General features: G+C 69.3%; 17 protein-coding genes and 1 pseudogene. 10 read left to right on the top strand and 8 right to left on the bottom strand.

The features are described 5' to 3' along the window. Nucleotides 1-41 precede the first annotated feature (41 nt). Nucleotides 42-1,994 carry an asparagine synthase (glutamine-hydrolyzing) gene (gene asnB, locus A5730_RS12825; RefSeq protein ID WP_067900567.1) on the bottom strand — a complete coding sequence of 651 codons (1,953 nt, stop codon included), beginning with the start codon at nt 1,992-1,994 and terminating at the stop codon, nt 42-44. Between the two features lie 112 nt (nt 1,995-2,106). On the opposite strand from asnB, the gene A5730_RS12820 reads away from it, so the two are divergent. The 4 genes from A5730_RS12820 to A5730_RS12805 all read left to right on the top strand — a co-directional run bounded on the left by A5730_RS12820 (nt 2,107) and on the right by A5730_RS12805 (nt 5,266). Further along, a complete protein-coding gene (locus tag A5730_RS12820; RefSeq protein ID WP_156745789.1) occupies nt 2,107-3,216 on the top strand; it encodes a cytochrome c oxidase subunit II in 1,110 nt (369 codons plus the stop codon). 13 nt (nt 3,217-3,229) lie between these two features. Then, entirely contained in the window at nt 3,230-3,649 is a 420-nt protein-coding gene (locus A5730_RS12815; RefSeq protein ID WP_055401027.1) for a cytochrome c oxidase subunit 4, read from the top strand. Nucleotides 3,650-3,830: 181 nt separating this feature from the next. Next, nucleotides 3,831-4,616 (top strand): MmpS family transport accessory protein, encoded by a 786-nt coding sequence (locus tag A5730_RS12810; RefSeq protein WP_067900564.1) that lies wholly within the window; start codon nt 3,831-3,833, stop codon nt 4,614-4,616. After that, on the top strand, nt 4,616-5,266 hold the full coding sequence (locus A5730_RS12805) for a DUF2561 family protein (RefSeq protein ID WP_067900561.1): 651 nt from the start codon (nt 4,616-4,618) through the stop codon (nt 5,264-5,266). The genes A5730_RS12810 and A5730_RS12805 overlap by 1 nt, the downstream gene beginning before the upstream one ends. Before the next feature lie 7 nt (nt 5,267-5,273). Here A5730_RS12805 and A5730_RS12800 read toward each other — a convergent pair whose 3' ends face one another. Continuing rightward, nucleotides 5,274-5,507, bottom strand: coding sequence for a hypothetical protein (locus A5730_RS12800; protein WP_055401022.1), 234 nt, complete (start codon nt 5,505-5,507; stop codon nt 5,274-5,276). 331 nt (nt 5,508-5,838) lie between these two features. Here A5730_RS12800 and A5730_RS12795 point away from each other — a divergent pair, with 331 nt between their 5' ends. Further along, nucleotides 5,839-6,279, top strand: coding sequence for a DUF5994 family protein (locus A5730_RS12795; RefSeq protein WP_067900560.1), 441 nt, complete (start codon nt 5,839-5,841; stop codon nt 6,277-6,279). Between the two features lie 19 nt (nt 6,280-6,298). Here A5730_RS12795 and A5730_RS12790 read toward each other — a convergent pair whose 3' ends face one another. From A5730_RS12790 to A5730_RS12775, 4 genes are read right to left on the bottom strand one after another with little or no spacing between them, the layout of a single operon-like run. After that, nucleotides 6,299-7,999, bottom strand: coding sequence for a cytochrome bc complex cytochrome b subunit (locus A5730_RS12790; RefSeq protein ID WP_067900557.1), 1,701 nt, complete (start codon nt 7,997-7,999; stop codon nt 6,299-6,301). Further along, nucleotides 7,996-9,198, bottom strand: coding sequence for a ubiquinol-cytochrome c reductase iron-sulfur subunit (locus A5730_RS12785; RefSeq protein WP_067900552.1), 1,203 nt, complete (start codon nt 9,196-9,198; stop codon nt 7,996-7,998). Before A5730_RS12785 ends, A5730_RS12790 begins: the two co-directional genes overlap by 4 nt. Next, nucleotides 9,195-10,049, bottom strand: coding sequence for a c-type cytochrome (locus A5730_RS12780; protein ID WP_369808504.1), 855 nt, complete (start codon nt 10,047-10,049; stop codon nt 9,195-9,197). The genes A5730_RS12785 and A5730_RS12780 overlap by 4 nt, the downstream gene beginning before the upstream one ends. Nucleotides 10,050-10,089: 40 nt before the next feature. Continuing rightward, nucleotides 10,090-10,701 carry a heme-copper oxidase subunit III gene (locus A5730_RS12775; protein WP_055401014.1) on the bottom strand — a complete coding sequence of 204 codons (612 nt, stop codon included), beginning with the start codon at nt 10,699-10,701 and terminating at the stop codon, nt 10,090-10,092. Between the two features lie 138 nt (nt 10,702-10,839). Here A5730_RS12775 and trpD point away from each other — a divergent pair, with 138 nt between their 5' ends. Further along, a complete protein-coding gene (gene trpD, locus A5730_RS25180) occupies nt 10,840-11,931 on the top strand; it encodes an anthranilate phosphoribosyltransferase (RefSeq protein ID WP_231994679.1) in 1,092 nt (363 codons plus the stop codon). Here the strand turns inward: trpD and A5730_RS12770 are convergent. Beyond that, a pseudogene (locus A5730_RS12770) lies at nt 11,869-13,701 on the bottom strand (DEDD exonuclease domain-containing protein); the annotation flags it as partial. The gene trpD and the pseudogene A5730_RS12770 sit on opposite strands and share 63 nt — an antisense overlap. Nucleotides 13,702-13,867: 166 nt before the next feature. Between A5730_RS12770 and A5730_RS25175 the strand changes: the two are divergent. The 4 genes from A5730_RS25175 (at nt 13,868) to pimB (ending at nt 17,526) form a co-directional block, all read left to right on the top strand. After that, nucleotides 13,868-14,122 carry a hypothetical protein gene (locus tag A5730_RS25175; protein WP_082946815.1) on the top strand — a complete coding sequence of 85 codons (255 nt, stop codon included), beginning with the start codon at nt 13,868-13,870 and terminating at the stop codon, nt 14,120-14,122. A gap of 182 nt (nt 14,123-14,304) precedes the next feature. Continuing rightward, a complete protein-coding gene (gene ripC, locus A5730_RS12765) occupies nt 14,305-15,456 on the top strand; it encodes a peptidoglycan hydrolase RipC (RefSeq protein ID WP_067900550.1) in 1,152 nt (383 codons plus the stop codon). Between the two features lie 34 nt (nt 15,457-15,490). Next, nucleotides 15,491-16,336: a hypothetical protein gene (locus A5730_RS12760; protein WP_067900547.1), complete on the top strand. Its 846-nt coding sequence runs from the start codon at nt 15,491-15,493 to the stop codon at nt 16,334-16,336. Between the two features lie 47 nt (nt 16,337-16,383). Continuing rightward, on the top strand, nt 16,384-17,526 hold the full coding sequence (gene pimB, locus A5730_RS12755) for a GDP-mannose-dependent alpha-(1-6)-phosphatidylinositol monomannoside mannosyltransferase (protein WP_067900544.1): 1,143 nt from the start codon (nt 16,384-16,386) through the stop codon (nt 17,524-17,526). Here pimB and A5730_RS12750 read toward each other — a convergent pair whose 3' ends face one another. Beyond that, the gene (locus A5730_RS12750) at nt 17,527-19,329 is read right to left on the bottom strand and encodes a long-chain fatty acid--CoA ligase (RefSeq protein ID WP_067900541.1); all 1,803 of its coding nucleotides are present in this window, start codon (nt 19,327-19,329) and stop codon (nt 17,527-17,529) included. Between the last annotated feature and the right edge of the window lie 34 nt (nt 19,330-19,363).

The following is a 19,363-nucleotide window of genomic DNA, read 5'->3' as shown; positions in this document are numbered from 1 at the left end:
TCGAAGCCCTCATCGCACACTCGGCGTAAAGCCGACGCGCCTCAGAGCTGGACGGGGTACACCGGCTCGCTGATCTGCGGCACCACGCTGTGCTCGACGAAGATCGCGTGCCAGAGCATGAAAATCAGCAGCGTCCAGAGCCGGCGGCTGTGGTCGCTGACGCCGTTGCGGTGCTCGTCGAGCATCCGCCGCACGGCGGCCAGGTCGACGAGGTGACCGGCCTGTGACGACGCCACCATCCCGTTGGCCCAGTCCAGCAGTTCGCCGGCGCGCAACCAATGCCGGATCGGCACCGGGAACCCCAGCTTGGGCCGGTGCAGCACGTGCGCGGGAACGATCGGCTCCAGCGCCCGCCGCAGCGCGTACTTGGTGGTGGTGCGGGTGATCTTGGCCTCGACCGGCAGCCGCGAGGCGACGGCGAACACCTCGGGGTCCAGGAACGGCACCCGCAGCTCCAGCGAGTTGGCCATCGTCATCTTGTCGGCCTTGACCAGGATGTCGCCGCGCAGCCAGGTGAACAGGTCGACGTGTTGCATGCGGGCCACCGGGTCCCAGCCGACCGACTCGGCGTACACCGAGGCGGTGACGTCGGTGTGCGTCCAGTCCTCCCGGAAGCCGGGCAGCGCTTCGCGCAGCTGGGCGTCGGAGAAGCTGCGGGCGTTGCCGTAGTAGCGCTCCTCGAGCGTCAGCGAGCCGCGGTGCAGCAGGCTCTTGCCCCGCATCCCCTCGGGCAGCGGCCTGGACACCTTGCCCATCGACCGTCGCAACGGCCGCGGCAGGTAGTCGAATGGCTTGAGCGACAACGGTTCCCGGTAGATCGTGTAGCCGCCGAACAACTCGTCGGCGCCCTCCCCGGACAGCACCACCTTGACGTGCTTGCGGGCCTCGCGGGCGACGAAGAACAGCGGCACCAGCGCGGGGTCGGCCACCGGTTCGTCGAGGTACCAGACGATTTCGGGCAGGGCGGCCACGAACTCGTCCGGGTGCACCACCTTGGCGATATGGCGGGCGCCGATCGCCTCGGCCGAGGCCACCGCGACGTCGATCTCGGAGAACCCCTCGCGCTCGAAACCGGTGGTGAACGTGATCAGCTTGGGGTTGTGCCGGATGGCCAGCGCCGCGATGGCGGTGGAGTCGATGCCCCCGGACAGGAACGCCCCGACCGTGACGTCGGCGCGCATGTGCTTGGCCACCGAATCCTCGAGCACCGCGGTGATCTCGTCGTAGCGGGCCTGTTCGGTGTCGCGGGTGATCGGTGTGGCGGCGAAGCGGGGCACGAAGTATCGGGTGACCTCGGGCGGCCGCCCGGGCCGGATCCGCGCGTAACAGCCCGATTCCAGCCGGCGCACCCCGCGGTGCAGCGTCTCGGGCTCGGGCACGTACTGCAGCACGGTGTAGTGCTGGACGGCCCGCTCATCGATCCGGGTGTCGAATCCGCCCAACTCGGCCAGGTCCAGCAGGCATTTCTTCTCGCTGGCCACGGCGGTGCCGCCGGCGCCGGTGGCCATGAAGAGCGGCTTGATGCCGAAAGGGTCTCGCGCACAGAACAATTCGAGCGTCGCGGTGTCCCACAGGGCGAAGGCGAACATGCCGCGCAACCGGGTGAGCACCCCGGCGCCCCAATAGTGGTAGCCGGCGACGATGGCCTCGCCGTCGCCGTCGGTGGCGAAGACCGCGCCGTGCGCGTCGGCCAGCTCGGCGCGCAGCTCGAGGTAGTTGTAGATCTCCCCGTTGAACACCAGCACGTAGCGGTCGGGCGCCTCCGGCGGTCCCCAGCGCAGCGGCTGGTGCGAATGCGCGATGTCGATGATGGACAGCCGGTTGAAGCCGAAAACGACGGATCCGTCGGCGCCGGGGTCGGTCCAGGTGCCCGGCTCGTCGGGGCCGCGGTGGCGCATCAGGTGCGACGCGCGCGCGATCGCATCGTCGGCCCGGGCGGCAGAGTCGGCACTGGCAATGTCCGGGGCAGCGACAAACGCCAGCAGACCACACACGGCGCCCCAGTATGCCGCACTTTGGACGCGCCCGTGGCGGACGCACCCGCGCCCCGCTGAGCGGCGTGGTCTACGCTGCGTAGTATTCGATATCCGAGCAGGAGGCGCCAACGTGACACCTCGCGAGCAGGCCCGTTCGCAACGTTTGTCGCAGGGCAGTTTTCGGGGCCTTTTTCGCAGCCGGTCCGGGGGCGTTGGTAAGGGTCTGCGGCGTCGACTGCGGCCGCTGGCGCTGGCCGGGACCTTCGCCGTATTGGCGGTGACCCTGAGCGGATGCAGCTGGTCGGATGTGCTGGGCCTGGGCTGGCCGAAGGGCATCACCCCGCAGGCCCAGATCAACCGCGAGCTGTGGGTCGGAGCGACCATCGCCTCGCTGGTCGTGGGCGTCATCGTGTGGGGCCTGATCTTCTGGGCCTCGGCGTTCCACCGCAAGAAGGCCACCGACACCGAGCTGCCGCGCCAATTCGGCTACAACATGCCGCTGGAGCTGGTGCTGACGGTGACGCCGTTCCTGATCATCTCGGTGCTGTTCTACTTCACCGTGGTGGTGCAGGAGAAGATGCTGCACGTCGACAAGGACCCCGAGGTCGTGGTCGACGTCACGGCCTTCCAATGGAACTGGAAGTTCGGCTACCAGCGCGTCGACTTCAAGGACGGCACGCTGACCTACGACGGCGTCGATCAGGCGCGCAAAAACGCAATGGTGTCCAGGCCCGAGGGCAAGGACGCCCACGGCGAGGAGCTCGTCGGCCCGGTGCGCGGGCTGAACACCTCGGACCGGACCTACCTGAACTTCGACAAGGTCGAGATCCTGGGCACCAGCGACGAGATCCCGGTGCTGGTGCTGCCCACGGGCAAGCGCATCCAGTTCCGGTTGGCCTCCGCCGACGTCATCCACACCTTCTGGGTGCCGGAGTTCCTGTTCAAGCGCGACGTGATTCCCAACGCCGAGGCGAACAACTCCGTCAACGTCTTCCAGGTCGACGACATCCAGAAGCCGGGCGCCTTCGTCGGACACTGCGCGGAGTTCTGTGGCACCTATCACTCGATGATGAACTTCGAGGTGCGGGTGGTGCCGCCCAACGACTTCAAGGCTTACCTGCAGCAGCGGATGGACGGAAAGAGCAACGCGCAGGCGTTGCAGGCGATCGGCCAGCAGCCGCTCGCGGTGACCACCCATCCGTTCGACACCAAGCGCGGCCAGTTGTCCGGAAGTCAGTAGGTAAGGACACCAAATGCATATTGAAGCCAGGCTTTTCGAATTCGTCGCCGGGTTTTTCATTCTGGTTGCCGTGCTTTATGGCGTGCTGACCGCGCTTTTCGCCACCGGCGGCGAGGAGTGGGCGGGCACCACCGCGCTGGCGTTGACCGGCGGGCTCGCGTTGATCGTCGCGACCTTCTTCCGGTTCGTGGCACGCCGCATCGACACCCGGCCCGAGGACTACGAGGGCGCCGAAATCAGCGACGGAGCAGGTGAATTGGGCTTCTTCAGCCCGCACAGCTGGTGGCCGATCCTGATCGCGCTGTCCGGCTCGGTGACCGCGGTGGGCATCGCGTTGTGGCTGCCGTGGCTGATCACCGCGGGGGTGATGTTCATCCTCGCTTCGGTCGCCGGATTGGTCTTCGAGTATTACGTCGGTCCCGAGAAGCACTGATTCGCCGGCATTAAGGTCACAATCAGATCACGTGCTCTGTGGCGGGTTCGCCAGGACTTCTCTGCCCCTGTCCGTTCGGTAATGTTTTGCCCAGGCAAATGAGAATTTCCCAAGCGCGCGCGCAACCAGATAGCCGTGGTGCCTTGCGCGCTGGTGAGGCAGTTGGACAGGGCAGGAAACGATGAGCGGGCCGAAACCCCCGGAATGGGAACCTGAGGAACCCGATTCCGTGAACGAGGCTCCCCACGAACCGGATCCGGGTGCCGAGCCGGCGGACGTCGCCGAACCCGGTCCCGACGACGAGCTCGAACCCCTGGACGAGGCGGCCGAGCCCGCGGCCGACCAGACGGGCCAGACCGACGCCTACTCGCGGGCCTATTCGGCCCCGGAGTCGGAGCATTTCATCAGCGGACCGTACCTGCCGGCCGATCTGCGGCTCTACGACTACGACGCCTTCGACGAGTCGGTCGACGACGAGGACACCCACGGCGCACCCCGCTGGCCGTGGGTGGTCGGGGTCGCCGCCATTGTGGCCGCCATCGCGCTCGTGGTGTCGGTGTCGCTGCTGTTCGCGCGCACCTACACCAACAAGCTGGCCAACCCCAACACCACGACCACCGTCCCGTCGACGCCGCCGCTGCAGGACGAGATAACGACCACCAAACCGCCCCCACCGCCGCCGACCACACCGGCCGGACCGCGACAGGTCACCTATTCGGTGACCGGCACCAAGGCGCCCGGCGACATCATCTCGGTGACGTACGTCGACGCGTCCGGGCGCCGGCGCACCCAGCACAACGTGTACATCCCGTGGTCGATGACCGTGACGCCGATCTCCCAGTCCGACGTGGGCTCGGTCGAGGCGTCCAGCCTGTTCCGGGTGAGCCGGCTCAACTGCTCGATCACGACGAGCGATGGGACGGTCCTCTCGTCCAACACCAACGACGCGCCGCAGACGAGCTGCTGATGGTCGGCAGATACTCGGCGGCGTACCGCCGTGGGGTCGGGGACGACACCATCTCGCCCGACGTCGTCGACCGCATCCTGATCGGCGCCTGCGCGGCCGTCTGGCTGATATTGCTGGGGGTGAGCGTGGCTGCGGCCGTCGCGCTGTCGGACCTCGGGCGGGGCTTCCACAAAGCGTCCAGTGGCACCCACAGCACCTCGTGGGTGCTGTATGCCGTGATCGTCGTGTCCGCGCTGATCATCGCCGGGGCCATCCCGATGCTGCTGCGGGCCCGCCGGATGGCCCAGACCGACCCGGCCGCCCGGGGGATGACCGCGCCCAACCGGCCGCCGGTGCGGCTGATGTCGCAGGCGCCGCGCACCGCGGCCGAACGGGCGCGGCAACCGAAGGTGCAGGCGTCGGCTCCGACGGCCGACTCCGACTGGTCGGGCGAGGCGGTCGACCGGGCGTGGTTGCGCGGCACCGTGTTGCTTGTGGGGGCCATGGGGGCGGCGCTGGTCGCGGTCGCCACGGCCACCTACCTGATGGCAGTCGGTCACGACGGCCCGTCCTGGGTCGCCTACGGGATCGCCGGCGCGATCACCGCGGGCATGCCGGCGATCGAGTGGCTGCACGTTCGCCAGCTGCGCCGCGCGGTCGCCGCGACTTAGGGGCCGGTCAGGACGCCTTGGCGTACCTGCGGACCAGTTCGTCCTCGCTGAACGTTCCGGTGTGCTGAGTGCCGTTGTCGTCGCGGCCGAAGAAGGTCCAGCGCCGGGGAACCGAGCGCGGTTCGCTGATCATCTTGACGGTGTAACGCAGCTGCGTGGGGCGCAGCGTTCCGATGATGTCACCGACCCGGATCTTCGAGGGATGGATCTCCGGCGCGTCGCCCCAGTCTTGTATCGCCACTTAGGCCCATCCTCACGGTGTCGGCCCCCCGCTCACCCGGACAGCGCCACGGTCAGGCACTCGCCACTGTAGTGCAAGCCCGGGCCGAGCCCACCATCGCGATCGCCCGCGGGCTGAGCCGTCAACCCTGGCGGTTGCGACCGTTCACCCGTGGCGTAGCGTCGACCGCGAGCTGTTTCGTTGTCAGAGGTTTCCCCCGCCCCCGGGCGGAGGTCGCCCACGGGGAATGCGATTCCTCCGTCCGCCCGCGCTCGCCGGGGCGGACGACGCCGACTGAAGGGACGCCCGTGGATGCTGGGAAATTGCCTGGCCGAGTTCACCAGGCCGTGGAATGACCGAATCGCTTGAACGACGACGCGGGACCAATCCGGTCCGGCTGTCGGTGGCACGCGAACTCGGTCGCGTCATCGACGGTGCGTGGTGGCCGCGTGCGGACCGCATCACCAACGAATTGCCCGGCCTGGTAGCGATTTTGACTCCCTTGCTGGGAGACATCCGCTCCATCAACGTCAACTGGCCACCGCTGCAACGGCCGCCCGACTTGAACTGGTCGGGCTGGGAACGCAAACGCCAGCACGTGATGACCCTCGTCGGGGGAGACGCAAGCATCAACCTGTTGGTCATCCCGTACGCCACCCACAGCGCGCTTGCCCTGATGGTGTTGCGTTGCGCGGCAGACCTTCCCGTCGAAGCGCGCGACCAGACGAAGCAGGCGTTCCTGACCGCCGGCTCCATCCTGCGGGCGGCCCAGCAACAGTGCGCGACGGCCTGAAGCCGGACCGGCGCGAAACCTAGTGGTGCTCGCCGTTCTTGCCGTTCGGCGAACCGACGGTGCTCTCCTGGTGTTCGCGTAGGGCGGTCAGAGCGCGTTGCTCGGAGCCGTGTGCCGCCTCGCGCAGCGCCGCATCCTCGGACACCGGGTCGGCGAACAGGAAGCTGCCGCTACCCGGTGAACCCGCCGAGCCCAGCTTGTTCATCCGCTTGGGCAGCGCCGAACCCTGGTACTCGAGCGGCAGCGGGTGGCCGTGGTCGTCGACCGGGCCGAGCGGCTGATGCAGCTCGATGTACGCCCCGTGCGGCAGCCGCTTGATGATGCCGGTCTCGATGCCGTGCGCGAGCACCTCGCGGTCGCTGCGCTGCAAGGCAATACACCACCGGTAGGTAATGAAGTACACCACCGGCGGCAGGATGACCATTCCGATGCGGCCGATCCAGGTCGTCGCGTTCAGCGAGATCTGGAACTTCAGCGCGATGATGTCGTTCATCGCCGCCAGCGTCAGCAGCATGTAGAACGAGATCGCCATGGCGCCAATGGCAGTCCGCACCGGGACGTCACGCGGCCGCTGCAACAGGTTGTGGTGCGCGTAGTCGCCGCTGAACCGCTTCTCCAGGAACGGGTAGACGATCAGCAGGATGAAGATCAGCCCCATGATCAGCGCCACCCAGACGGCGGCCGGGATGGTGTGGTGCCAGAAGTAGAACTCCCACGGCGGCCAGATACGGGCCAGGCCCTCGGTCCACATCATGTAGAAGTCGGGCTGCGAGCCCGCCGAGACGTGAGATGGCTTGTAGGGGCCCAGGTTCCAGATCGGGTTGATCTGCAGCAGGCCGCCCATCAGGCCGAGCACGCCGACGATCGCGGCGAAGAACGCGCCGGACTTGACGGCGAAGATGGGCATCACGCGCACGCCGACGACGTTGTGCTCGGTGCGGCCCGGGCCGGGGAACTGGGTGTGCTTCTGGAACCAGACCATCGCCAGGTGCAGGCCGATCAGCGCCAGGATGATCCCCGGGATCAGCAGAATGTGCAGGGCGTACATGCGCGGGATGATGTAGCCCGCCGCGGCGCACTCGTCACCCACACCGCCGCAAGGGAAGTCGCCGCCGAACAACGCCCAGTGCAGCCAGGTGCCGATCACGGGCATTCCCAACGTGATCGACGACAGCGCGGCGCGCAGCCCGATGCCCGACAGCAGGTCGTCGGGCAGCGAGTAGCCGAAGTAGCCCTCGAACATGGCCAGGATCAACAGCAGCGAGCCGATCACCCAGTTCGCCTCGCGCGGCCGCCGGAACGCCCCGGTGAAGAAGATGCGCGCCAGGTGAACCATGATCGACGCGGCGAAAATCAGTGCGGCCCAGTGGTGTACCTGCCGGACGAACAGACCGCCACGCACCTCGAACGAGATGTCCAGCGTCGAGGCGAAGGCCTTGGACATGTCCACGCCGCGCAGCGGTTGGTAGACGCCGTTGTAGGTGATCTCGGCCATCGACGGGTCGAAGAACAGCGTCAGGTACACGCCGGTGAGCAGCAGCACGATGAAGCTGTACATCGCGATCTCGCCCAACAGGAACGACCAGTGCGTCGGGAAGACCTTGTTGAGCTGCCGGCGCACCGCCGCGGACGGGTGATAACGCGTGTCGATGTCCTCGCCCTGACGGGCCAGGACATCGCCGATCTTCGGCGGTTTCGGGGGACTCAGTTTTGGACTCATGTTGTCGTCCTCTCCCAGAATGCCGGTCCGACGGGCTCGATGAAGTCACCGTTGGCGACCAGATACCCGTTGGTGTCGATCGTGATGGGCAGTTGCGCCAGCGCACGCGCCGCCGGACCGAAGATCGGCTTGGCGAAGTGCAGGGCGTCGAACTGCGACTGGTGGCAGGGGCACAGGATCCGGTAGGTCTGCTCCTCGAAAAGCGATGCGGGGCAACCCAAATGCGAGCAGACCTTGGTGTAGGCGAACAGTTCGCCGTAGTTGAAGCTTTCCTGGCCCTGGCGTTTGACCACGCGGGGCATGTCGGTCGGCCGGACCCGGATGAGCATCACGGGGTTGCGCACGCCCTGGTTGATCGCGCGAAGCTTTTCCTGCGATTCCGGGGTGGTGCCGTCACCGTCGGACTCCCGCCACGGGAAGACGGTTTCCATGCCACCGGCGTCGAGGTCTTCCGGACGCATCTTGATGAACGGCGAGGCGCCCGCGGATCCGGTGGCCCGCGCGAGGAAGATGGTCTCGCCCTGATACCGCGGGGTCCAGCCGGACGTCCACAGCACGGCCTTCTTGCCGTTGGCGGTGGACACCACCGGCTTCCACGGGTTCTTGATCAGGCCGCCGGCGAACGCCACCAGAGTCGAAAGGCCGAACGCGCCGAGGCCCAGCCCCAGCGACAGCCCGATGACCTTGCGGCGCCGAACGGTCGAGCCCTCCAGGGCGTCGGTCAGGTTCGCCACGACCGTCTTGCGGTCGATCTCCCGGGAAGCGCCGTCGTGGCGATCCTGGATCGAAATCTCTTCCGGGATAAACCTTTTCTGATACAGGATGGTGCCGACGGCGATCGACAGGATGGACATCCCGAAGGTCAGGCCGTACAGCGGGGTGGCCAGGTCGTACAGCAGGCTGCCGGCGGAATCCTTGGGCTTGTACTCCCACGGCCAGAACAGGAAGACCAACAGCAGCGCCAGTCCGAAACCGCCGCCGAGCAACAGCCAGACGGCGACGCCGCGCTCGGCGCGCTTCTCGGCCTTGGTGCCCTCGACGGGCCAGCGGGGTTCGTTGACGATCGTCTCGACGCCGTCGAGCCGCCCGCCCAGCGCCACCAGCTCCCGTTGCGACATGGCGGCCAGGGCCGCCTCGTCGGGTTCGTTTGGCGCGGCGCCCTTGTCGGTGTCCGAGCCGCGAACGTCGTTTTCGCTCATGATGCTCGTGCCCCAATCCACAGTGCCAAACCGATGGCGGCGACCATCCCGATGATCCACGCGGCCATGCCCTCGGGGGCGGGCCCGAATCCACCGAGGCCGTAGCCGCCGGGCTGGCGCTCTTCGGTCACCGCCTTGATGTAGCCGATGATGTCCTTCTTGGCTTCGAAGGACAGCTGGCGATCGGAGAACTTCGGCATGTTCTGCGGGCCGGTCCGCATCGCCGCCAGGATCTGCTGCTCGTTCGGCGCCTCCAGCGGCGGCGCGTACTTGCCCGAGGACAGCGCCCCGCCGCGACCGGTGAAGTTGTGGCACGAGGAGCAGTTGAGCCGGAACAGGTCGCCGCCGCGGCCCGTGTCCTCGCCGCGCAGCGACTTCATCGCCAGGCTGCCGTCGGGGTTGCGCACCGTGGTCGGGCCGCCGCCGTTGGCCTGCACGTACGCGCCCAGCGCGTCCACCTGCGCCTCGTCGAAGATCGGCTCCTTGCGCGGCGCCTGGGCCTCGCCGGTCATCGCGGGCATCCGGCCGGTGGACACCTGGAAGTACACGGCCGCCTCGCCGACGCCGATCAGGCTGGGGCCGCGGTCGGCCACACCCTGCAGGTTGGCGCCGTGGCACGACACACACGAGGTCTCGAAGAGCTGCTTGCCGGTCCGCAGCAGCGCCGAGGACGACTCGTCGGCGACGGCCACCTGCGGACGGGGCGTGAGCACGGCGGCCAGGCCGCCGGCGATGGTCAGCGCGATCAGCAGCAACAGCCCGCCCGACAGGCGGCGGCGCAGCCGACGCCGGGAGCGGTCACGCTGTGCTTGTCGCGGCTTCCGGTTTCGCATGGACCCCAGCTTCTTCAACCGAGCACTCCTGTTCATTGCTTTATTCGGAGCCGTCGGCTCATCGGATGAAATAGATCACGGTGAACAGCGCGATCCAGACGATGTCGACGAAATGCCAGTAGTAGGAGACGACGATGCTCGCGGTGGCCTGCGCCGGGGTGAACTTGCTCATCGCGGTGCGGGCCAGCAGGAAGATGAAGGCGATCAGGCCGCCGGTGACGTGCAGGCCGTGGAAGCCGGTCGCCAGGTAGAACACGCTGCCGTACGCGCTGCCCGGGATGGTGGTGCCGTGCGTCGCCAGGTGGAAGTACTCGTAGCCCTGCCCGCAAACGAAGAACAGGCCCATCAGGAAGGTGATCACGTACCAGCGGCGCAGCCCGAAGACGTCGCCGCGCTCGGCCGCGAACACCCCCATCTGGCAGGTGAACGACGACGCGATCAGCACCAACGTCACCGGCACGGCCTGGTAGAGGTTGAGTTCGGTCGGCGGCGGCGGCCACTTGCCGCCGGACTGGGCACGCGCGGTGAAGTACATCGCGAACAGGCCAGCAAAGAACATCAGCTCGCTGGAGAGCCAGACGATCGTGCCGACACTGACCATGTTGGGTCGATTCAACGAATGAACCCGCGACGTGATTGCAGTACCCGAGGTCCCTACAGCGCTGGTCACATCCGCAAGTATGACGCTTTGTAGTTGTTGAACTCCACCCGGGGCGGCATTTGATCTTTTCGCGTCGCGACCGCGCCGGACGCGGGCGGCCGTCCGCGCCGGTTGGGGGAGGTTCGCTCCTCGTGGGACCATCGGCGCGTGGCTCTGTCATCTGAGGCTTCGCCCCTCGGCGGTTCCGCCGCGGGCGCGGCGCCGTCGTGGCCGGGGGTGCTGGCCCGGTTGACCGACGGTCAGGATCTGGCGCGAGGCCAGGCCGCCTGGGCCATGGAGCAGATCATGGCCGGTGACGCGAGCCCGGCGCAGGTGGCCGCGTTCGCGGTCGCGATGAAGATGAAGGTGCCGACCGCGGCCGAGGTGAGCGAGCTGGCCGACGTCATGCTGAGCCACGCGCTGCCGATGCCCGCCGGCATGCGCGACGACACGGTGGACGTCGTCGGGACCGGCGGTGACGGCGTCAACACCGTCAACCTGTCCACCATGGCCGCGATCGTGGTCGCGGCCGCGGGCGTGCCGGTGGTCAAACACGGCAACCGGGCGGCCTCGTCGTTGTCCGGCGGCGCCGACACCCTGGAGGCGCTCGGGCTGCGCATCGAGCAACGACCCGAGCAGGTCGCGCGGAGCTTGACCGAAGTCGGCATCGGGTTCTGCTTCGCGCCCCTGTTTCACCCGTCGTACCGGCACGCGTCGGCGGCGCGCCGCGAGGTCGGGGTGCCGACGGTGTTCAATCTCCTTGGGCCGCTTACCAATCCGGCCAGGCCCCGGGCGGGCCTGATCGGCTGCGCGTTCGCCGACCTGGCCGAGGTGATGGCGGGGGTGTTCGCGGCGCGTCGATCCAGCGTGCTGGTGGTGCACGGCGACGACGGGCTGGACGAGCTGACCACGACGACCACCAGCACGATCTGGCGGGTGCAGGCCGGGACGGTGGACAAGTTGACCTTCGATCCGGCCGGATTCGGTTTCGCCCGAGCCGATCTCGGCGACCTGCTGGGCGGTGACGCGCAAGCCAACGCGGCGGAGGTGCGTGCGGTGCTGACCGGCGCCAAGGGTCCGGTCCGGGACGCCGTCGTGCTGAACGCGGCCGGGGCGATCGTCGCGCACGCCGGGCTATCCAGCCGCGCTGAATGGCTGCCGGCTTGGGAGGACGGGCTGCAACGCGCCTGCGCGGCGATCGACTCCGGTGCGGCCGAACAGCTGCTCGCGCGATGGGTGCGGTTCAGCCAGCAGCTCTGAGTCGCGTTGGGCCACTTGCTCATACGCGAGCCGCGCCGAGCGTGCCGAGGCCGCCCACGCCGCCCACACGCCGGCCGAACGCAATGGCGAAGCCCAGCCCGCGGCGTCGGGGGAGTCGTCGACGCGGACGATGCGCACGCCCGGACCGGCCAGCCAGCGCGCGATCAGCGCGGATTCCTCCACCAACGCGCCGCCCAGGGGCGCCGGGGTGGGCAAGATCGCTTGTGCCGCAGCCACAATGGCGTCGACCACCGGCATCGGGGGCACCCCGCGGCGCGCCGCGCCGGCCGCGGCGAGCTGGCCGTGCCGCACGACGGCGAGGTGGTAGCCGCCCTCGCCGTCGGGTGCGGCAGCGATCAGCTCGGGCAGCGCGGCCAAGGCCCGCAATCGCTGGCCGCGCCACAATATTTCGACGGCCGTGGCGGTGCGGTCGCGCAGGCGCGCGGCGCTCTCGAAATGGTGCCGGTCGGCCAGCGCGCTGACCTGGTCCACGGCGGCCGACAGGGCGGCGTTGTCCATTCCGTCGATCAACGCGGCGGCGCGCGCCACGGCCGCGGCATATTGGGTGGCCGTGATGTCGCGGGCCGCGGGGCAGGGCGAGACCTCCGCCTCGGCGCAGCGCGGGCCGTGCAGGACCGAGCGGCCCAGCCGGGCGGTGCACGTCCGCAGGCCGGTGAAGCGGGCGAGCAGGTCGGCGGTGTCGGCCGCGTCGGCGCGGGACCGAAACGGGCCGACGGCGCGGTCGTGCCGGGGCGCCCGCACCACCGCCAGACGCGGGAACGCCTCGTCGCTGAGCGCCACCCACCACCAGCGGTGCGGGAACCTCGACCGGCGGTTGTAGGGCGGGGCGTGCGCGGCCAGCAGCCGCAGCTCGCGGACGCCGGCCTCCAGCGCGTGGGCGCACTCGACGTGGTCGACCGCGGTCGCCAGGTTGACCATCTCCTTCATCCGGCCGCGCGGGTCGGCGCCGGTGAAGTACTGGCCGACCCGGCGGTGCAGGTCGACGGCGGTGCCGATGTAGAGCACCTCGCCGGACGGCCCCCGAAACAGGTAGACCCCCGGCCGGTGGGGCAGGCCGTGGGCGAGGACCCGCTTGCGCCGCTGGGCAGGGGTCACGTCCGGCAGGTAGGAACGCAAATCGGCAAAGGTGTGTACGCCCTGATTGCCCACCCGCTCGATCAGCGCGTGCAGCACGTCGACGGTGGCGCGGGCGTCGTCGAGCGCGCGGTGCGTGGGCTGGGTGGCGACGGCGAACAACCGCGCCAGGGCGGCCAGCCGCACGCTGGGCGCTTCCTCGCGGCTGAGCACCCGGCGGGCCAGCCGCACCGTGCACAGCACCTGCGGCCGGGGCCAGGCGATATCGCACCGCGCCGCCGCGGCGCGCAGGAACCCGATGTCGAACCCGGCGTTGTGGGCGACCAGCACCGCATCGCCGGCGAACTCGAGGAACATCGGCAGCACCGCGTCGATGGTCGGGGCGTCGGACACCATCGCCGTCGTGATGCCGGTGAGCTGCACGATCTGGGGCGGGATGCTGCGCTGCGGATCGACGAGCGTGGCGAACTCGCCCAGGACCACCCCGCCGCGGACTTTGACCGCCCCGATCTCGGTGATGGCGTCGGGAACGCTTCCGTCGGTGCTCTTCGTGCGCCCGCCGGTGGTTTCCAGGTCGACCACCACGAAGGTGGTGTCCCGCAGCGGGACTTCGGTGCTGGCAAATGACGGCCCCAACTCGGCGAAGCTGAGCTGAGTCGCACCACCGGCACCCATGGCCGCGACGTTAAGCGCCACCACCGACACCAGCGCGGCCGCCACGCCGATCGAACCGGGCCCGGTGCCAGCCCAAACGCGACCCCGGCGGGTTGTCGGTGGCCGCGGTTACCGTTCGGGTAGTCCGACCTGACGTTCGCCAAGCCTGACCGAGAGGACCGATCCGATGGCACGAAGCAGTGGGCCCGACAGCTACGGCGCGATGGTGCCGGAAGCGGGGGCGCCGGTGGTGATCGACTGTGACGACTGCGCGGTGCGCGGCCCGGGATGCCGCGACTGCGTCGTCAGCGTGTTACTCGGGGTCCCGGAAACTTTGTTGGAGGACGAATGCGCTGCATTGGCGGTTCTTGCCGATGCGGGACTGGCACCGCGATTGCGGCTGGTACCCATCCGCCGCGGACACGATTTTGGCGTGGCTTAGGATGCTTTGTGTGCCAAAGGTTTACGAGGGGGACATCGGCGTTCACATGGTTATGACAGAAATCTTTCCAATTTCTTAACCGCTCGCTTTGGACAAACGTCGATATCGTTTCGTAACCTGTTTGAGACCTAAACCAGCTCGACGACGCGCGGTCGTCGATGGCCGTTTAAGGAAGCAAAATCTTGAGGCTTGACTCTAGATACCCGTTTGCGCGTGTCCTCACACGAATTGCCATCGGGACCCTAGCGGGCTTCACGGTCTTTTCCGGCGTCGTTGCCGCGAACGTCTCGGCCGACCCGGCCGAGGACGCGCTGGCGAAGCTCAACGAGCTGTCCCGCCAGGCCGAGCAGACCACCGAGGCGATGCACAGCGCGCAGCTCGACCTGAACAACAAGCTGGTCGCCCAGCGTGCGGCGGAGAAGAAGCACGACGACGCCCAGGCCGCCGTCGATGCGGCCAAGGCCCGCCTGGCGTCGTTCCAGGGCGCCGTGAACAAGCTCGCCGCCGCGACGTACATGGGCGGCCGGGTCGACGGCATGACGGCCATGCTGACCGCCGGATCGCCGCAGGGGTTGATCGACAAGCTGGCCATGCAGCGGCTGATGGCGACGCAGATGTCCGACCAGATGACGAACTTCCGGGTCGCCGGCGAGCAGGCCGCCAAGGCCGAGCGGGAGTCCGCGAAGTCCGCCGCCGACGCCAAGAGCGCGGCCGAGCAGGCCGCCGCGGTGCGAGCGAGCCTGCAGTCCAAGCAGAGTCAGCTGCAGGTGCAGATCGCGGTGGTCAAGTCGCAATACGTATCCCTGTCGCCCGAGCAGCGCACCGCGCTCGCCGATCCCGGCCCCATCCCGGCCGGGCTCCCGGCACCCGGCGCGCCCGCGCCGGAGGCCGCGCCGCCGGGCGCGCCGCCACCGGCCGGACAGGTACCCGGTGAGGCGCCGCCGCCCGGCGGAATGTCCGGACCGTTCGGCGGCGGGGCCGGCGGCGGTGACCGCGCGACCGTCGTGCAGGCGGCGCTGACCCAGGTCGGCTCGCCCTACGTGTGGGGTGGCGCCGCACCCGGCGGGTTCGACTGCTCCGGGCTGGTGATGTGGGCGTTCCAGCAGGCCGGCATTTCCCTCCCGCACTCCAGCCAGGCGCAGGCCACGGGCGGCCAACCGGTGTCGCTGTCGGACCTGCAGCCCGGTGACGTGATCACCTTCTACAACGACGCGTCACACAGCGGCCTCTACGTCGGTGACGGCATGGTGATCCATTCCTCCACCTACGGCCAGCCGGTGCGGGTGGTGCCGATGAATGCCGCAGGCCCGGTCCACGACGCCCGCCGCTACTAGCAGGGGCCCCCGGACGCCGCGCCAGCGGCTGACGATGCTGCTGGCCTGGGTATTCGTCGTCGAATTGATCGTCGCCGCGGCCGTGCCCTTCGACGCCGAACGCGACAGCCGCGCACGCCCCGCGCAGCTGATCACTCCAGCGCCTAGCGAGGTCGCCGCGGCGACCAGGTCGCAAGTCGCCGGCGACCGCACCGTTCGGCTGCTGGGACTCGGCGGCGACCGTCTGCTGTCGCGGGTCTCCGCCGATATCGGCGGCGCGATCAACGCGGTCGAGGCGTTCTGGGGTGTCGACTGGTCGCGGGAGATCGCGGTGATCGCGGCCCGCACCGACGAGGAGTTCCGCGCCGCCGCGGGCGGGGGCCCGCCGGCACAATGGGCCGACATCGCGGCGGTAACCGTCGTCGACCGTGTCGATCCCGCGCGCCGGGTGGCCATCAATGAGCGGATCGTGTTCGCGCCGGGTGCGGCCAGCATGACCGCGGGTGCGCTACGAATTGTGTTGACACACGAGCTTTTTCACTACGCCGCGCGCGTGGACACCGCCCCGGATGCGCCCCGATGGCTGGCCGAAGGGGTGGCCGACTTCATCGCCCGGCCCCAGACGCCGGTCCCCCCCGACGCGCTTCCGGTGCCGCTGACGCTGCCCTCGGACACCGACCTGGACGCGCCCGGGCCGCAGCGCTCACTCTCCTACGACCGCGCGTGGTGGTTCGCCCGCTTCGTCGCGGACACCTACGGGGCCGCCAAGCTGCGCGACCTGTATCTGGCGGTCTGCGGGGTCGGCCACACCGACGTGCCCACCGCCGTCCACGACGTCCTGGCCACCGATACGCCGGGCCTGCTCGTGCGCTGGCACGGCTGGCTGACCCACCCGGCCTGACGGATGCCCCGCACGGCCCGCGCGCGGCGCCAGGCTAGCCTGTCGCAGTGAGTCGGGTCCTGCTGGTAACCAACGACTTTCCGCCCCGGCCGGGCGGCATCCAGTCCTACCTCAACGACTTCGTCGGTCGGCTGGTCGACGCCGGGTCGCATTCGGTGACCGTGTACGCGCCGCAGTGGAAGGGCGCCGACGCCTTCGACGACTCCGCCAAAGCGGCCGGCTATCGGGTGGTCCGCCATCCGGGCACGCTGATGCTGCCGGGGCGGGCGGTCGACTCCCGGATGCGCCGGCTGATCGCCGACCACGGCATCGACACCGTCTGGTTCGGCGCGGCGGCGCCGCTGGCGCTGCTCGCGCAGCGCGCCCGCCCGGCCGGCGCGACCCGGGTGGTGGCCAGCACGCACGGGCACGAGGTGGGCTGGTCGATGCTGCCGGTCGCGCGGTCGGTGCTGCGCCGCATCGGCGACACCACCGACGTCGTCACCTTCGTCAGCCGCTACACCCGCGACCGGTTCGCGCCGGCGTTCGGGCCGCACGCCTCGTTGGAATACCTGCCGCCGGGGGTGAACACCGACCGGTTCCGGCCCGACCCCGCCGCGGGCGCCGCGCTGCGCGAGCGGTATGGGCTCGGTGAGCGGCCCACCGTCGTGTGCGTGTCCCGCCTGGTCCCGCGCAAGGGCCAGGACATGCTGATCAAGGCGCTGCCGGTGATCCGGCAGCAGGTCGCCGGGGCGGCCCTGGTGATCGTCGGCGGCGGCCCCTATCTGGACTCGCTGCGCAAGCTGGCCCGCGATTGCGGGGTGGCCGACCAGGTGACGTTCACCGGCGGCGTGCCGGCCGCCGAGCTCCCGGCCCACCACGCGCTGGCCGACGTCTTCGCCATGCCGTGCCGCACCCGCGGCGCAGGCATGGACGTCGAGGGGCTGGGCATCGTGTTCCTCGAGGCGTCGGCGACGGGTAAGCCGGTGATCGCCGGCGACTCGGGCGGCGCTCCAGAAGCCGTGCAGCACAACAAGACTGGGCTGGTGGTCGATGGCCGCTCGCGGGACGCCGTCGCCGGCGCGGTCAGCGAGGTGCTCGGCGATCGGGATCGGGCGGCCGCGATGGGCGCGGCGGGACGCGAGTGGGCGCTGGCCCACTGGCGGTGGGACGTGCTCGCGGCGCGGCTGGCCGAGCTGCTGCGGGCCTAGCTATTCCTTCTCGTAGATCGACTCGATGTCGGCGGCGAACTTCTCGGCGACCACGTTGCGCTTGACCTTCATCGTCGGCGTCAGCTCGCCGGTGTCCTCGGTGAAGTCGACCGGCAGGATGCGGAACTTGCGGATGGACTCCGCGTGCGACACCGCCAGGTTGGCGTGCTTGACGGCCGCGTCCACCTCGGCGACGAGGTCGGGGTCGGTGGCTAGGTCGCCCACCGACGCGTCGGCGGCCTTGTGGTTGCGTTCCTTCCAGGCGCCGAACGCCTCGGGGTCGATCGTGATCAGGGCGCCGATGAACGGCTTGGCGTCGCCCACCACCATGGCCTGGCTGATCAGGGCGTGCGCCCGCAGCTGGTCCTCGAGCACCGCCGGCGCGACGTTCTTGCCGCCGGCGGTGACGATGATCTCCTTCTTGCGGCCGGTGATCTTCAGAAAGCCGTCCTCGTCCAGCGCGCCGAGGTCGCCGGTCTTGAACCAGCCGTCGGTGAACGCGTCGTTGGTGGCCTGCTCGTTGCGCCAGTAGCCGCTGAACACCACGCCGCCGCGCACCAGCAGCTCGCCGTCCTCGGCGATGCGCATGCTGTTGCCCGGCAACAGCGTTCCGACCGTCCCGATCCTGACGTTGCCGACCTGGTTGACCGTGATGGCCGAGCTGGTCTCGGTCAGGCCGTAGCCCTCGTGGATCGTCAAACCCACGCCGCGGTAGAAGTGGCCCAGCCGCGCCCCCAGCGGGGCCCCGCCCGAGACCGACGCGTGGCATTCACCGCCCAGGGCGGCGCGCAACTTGTGGTAGACCAGCCGGTCGAACAGCGCGTGCTTGGCGCGCAGCACCAGCCCGGGCCGGCCGCGGTCCTGCGCCTGGCTCCAGTCGACGGCGGTCTGCACGGCGGCCGCGAAGATCCGCCCCTTGCCGTCGTTGACGGCGTTCTGCTCGGCGGTGTTGTAGACCTTCTCGAACACCCGCGGCACCGAGACCACCACCGTCGGCTTGAACACCGCGAACATCGGCAGCAGGTTCTTGATGTCGCTGGTGAACCCGACCGTCACCTTGTTGGCGAACGCCGAGAGCGTCAGCGAGCGCGCCAGCACGTGGGCCAGCGGCAGGAAGATCAGCAGCCGCTGCCCCTCATCCAGCAGGGTGGGCAGGCATTCCTTGGCGCCCCGGGTCTCGTACAGCAGGTTGGAATGGGTCAGCTGGCAGCCCTTGGGCCGCCCGGTGGTCCCCGAGGTGTAGATGAGCGTGGCCGGGTCGTCGGCGCGCAGCGCCTCCTGGCGGGCGGTCAGCTCGGCGGGCTCGACCGACGCGCCGGCCTCGACGAGCTGGTCCAGCGCCTTCGGGCCCGAGCCGTCGATGTGCAGCACGCGGCGCAGCGCCGGCAGCTCGGCGGTGAGCTCGGTGACCATCGCGGCGTGCGCGTCGGTTTCGGCGAACGCCAGCACCGCCTCGGAGTCCTGCAGTACCCAGCGCACCTGCTCGGCCGACGACGTCTCGTAGATCGGCACGGTGACCGCGCCCACCGACAGGATCGCGAGGTCGATGATCGCCCACTCGTAGCGGGTGGCCGAGAAGATGGACACCCGGTCACCGGCCTGCACCCCGAGCCCGATCAGGCCCAGCGCCGCCGAGCGAACCTGGTGGGCCACCTCGGCGCAGGTGACGTCGGTCCAGACGCCGTCGACCTGGCGCCGGAAGATGACGAAGCCGGGGTCTTGCTGCTCGTGCTCGAAGACCATGGCCGCGATGTTGTCGTGCTCGCCGACGGAGAAGCGGGCGGGGACACTGTACTCACGCACTCTTACTGACCTCGTTTGGCTAGTGACGTATCCG

Origin of the sequence: Mycobacterium sp. ACS4054, from assembly GCF_001667275.1 — a bacterium.
GTDB lineage: Bacteria > Actinomycetota > Actinomycetes > Mycobacteriales > Mycobacteriaceae > Mycobacterium.
The sequence above is the reverse complement of the archived record's forward strand: the minus strand, read 5'-3'. Positions and strand labels throughout refer to the sequence as shown.

Excerpts from the sequence above, each read along its gene's own strand:
- A5730_RS12760 (WP_067900547.1), top strand. The coding sequence starts at position 15,491 with ATGCTGCTGGCCTGGGTATTCGTCGTCGAATTGATCGTCGCCGCGGCC.
- A5730_RS12785 (WP_067900552.1), bottom strand. The coding sequence starts at position 9,198 with ATGAGCGAAAACGACGTTCGCGGCTCGGACACCGACAAGGGCGCCGCG.
- A5730_RS25175 (WP_082946815.1), top strand. The coding sequence starts at position 13,868 with ATGGCACGAAGCAGTGGGCCCGACAGCTACGGCGCGATGGTGCCGGAA.
- A5730_RS12810 (WP_067900564.1), top strand. The coding sequence starts at position 3,831 with ATGAGCGGGCCGAAACCCCCGGAATGGGAACCTGAGGAACCCGATTCC.
- A5730_RS12795 (WP_067900560.1), top strand. The coding sequence starts at position 5,839 with ATGACCGAATCGCTTGAACGACGACGCGGGACCAATCCGGTCCGGCTG.
- A5730_RS12790 (WP_067900557.1), bottom strand. The coding sequence starts at position 7,999 with ATGAGTCCAAAACTGAGTCCCCCGAAACCGCCGAAGATCGGCGATGTC.
- A5730_RS12815 (WP_055401027.1), top strand. The coding sequence starts at position 3,230 with ATGCATATTGAAGCCAGGCTTTTCGAATTCGTCGCCGGGTTTTTCATT.
- A5730_RS12805 (WP_067900561.1), top strand. The coding sequence starts at position 4,616 with ATGGTCGGCAGATACTCGGCGGCGTACCGCCGTGGGGTCGGGGACGAC.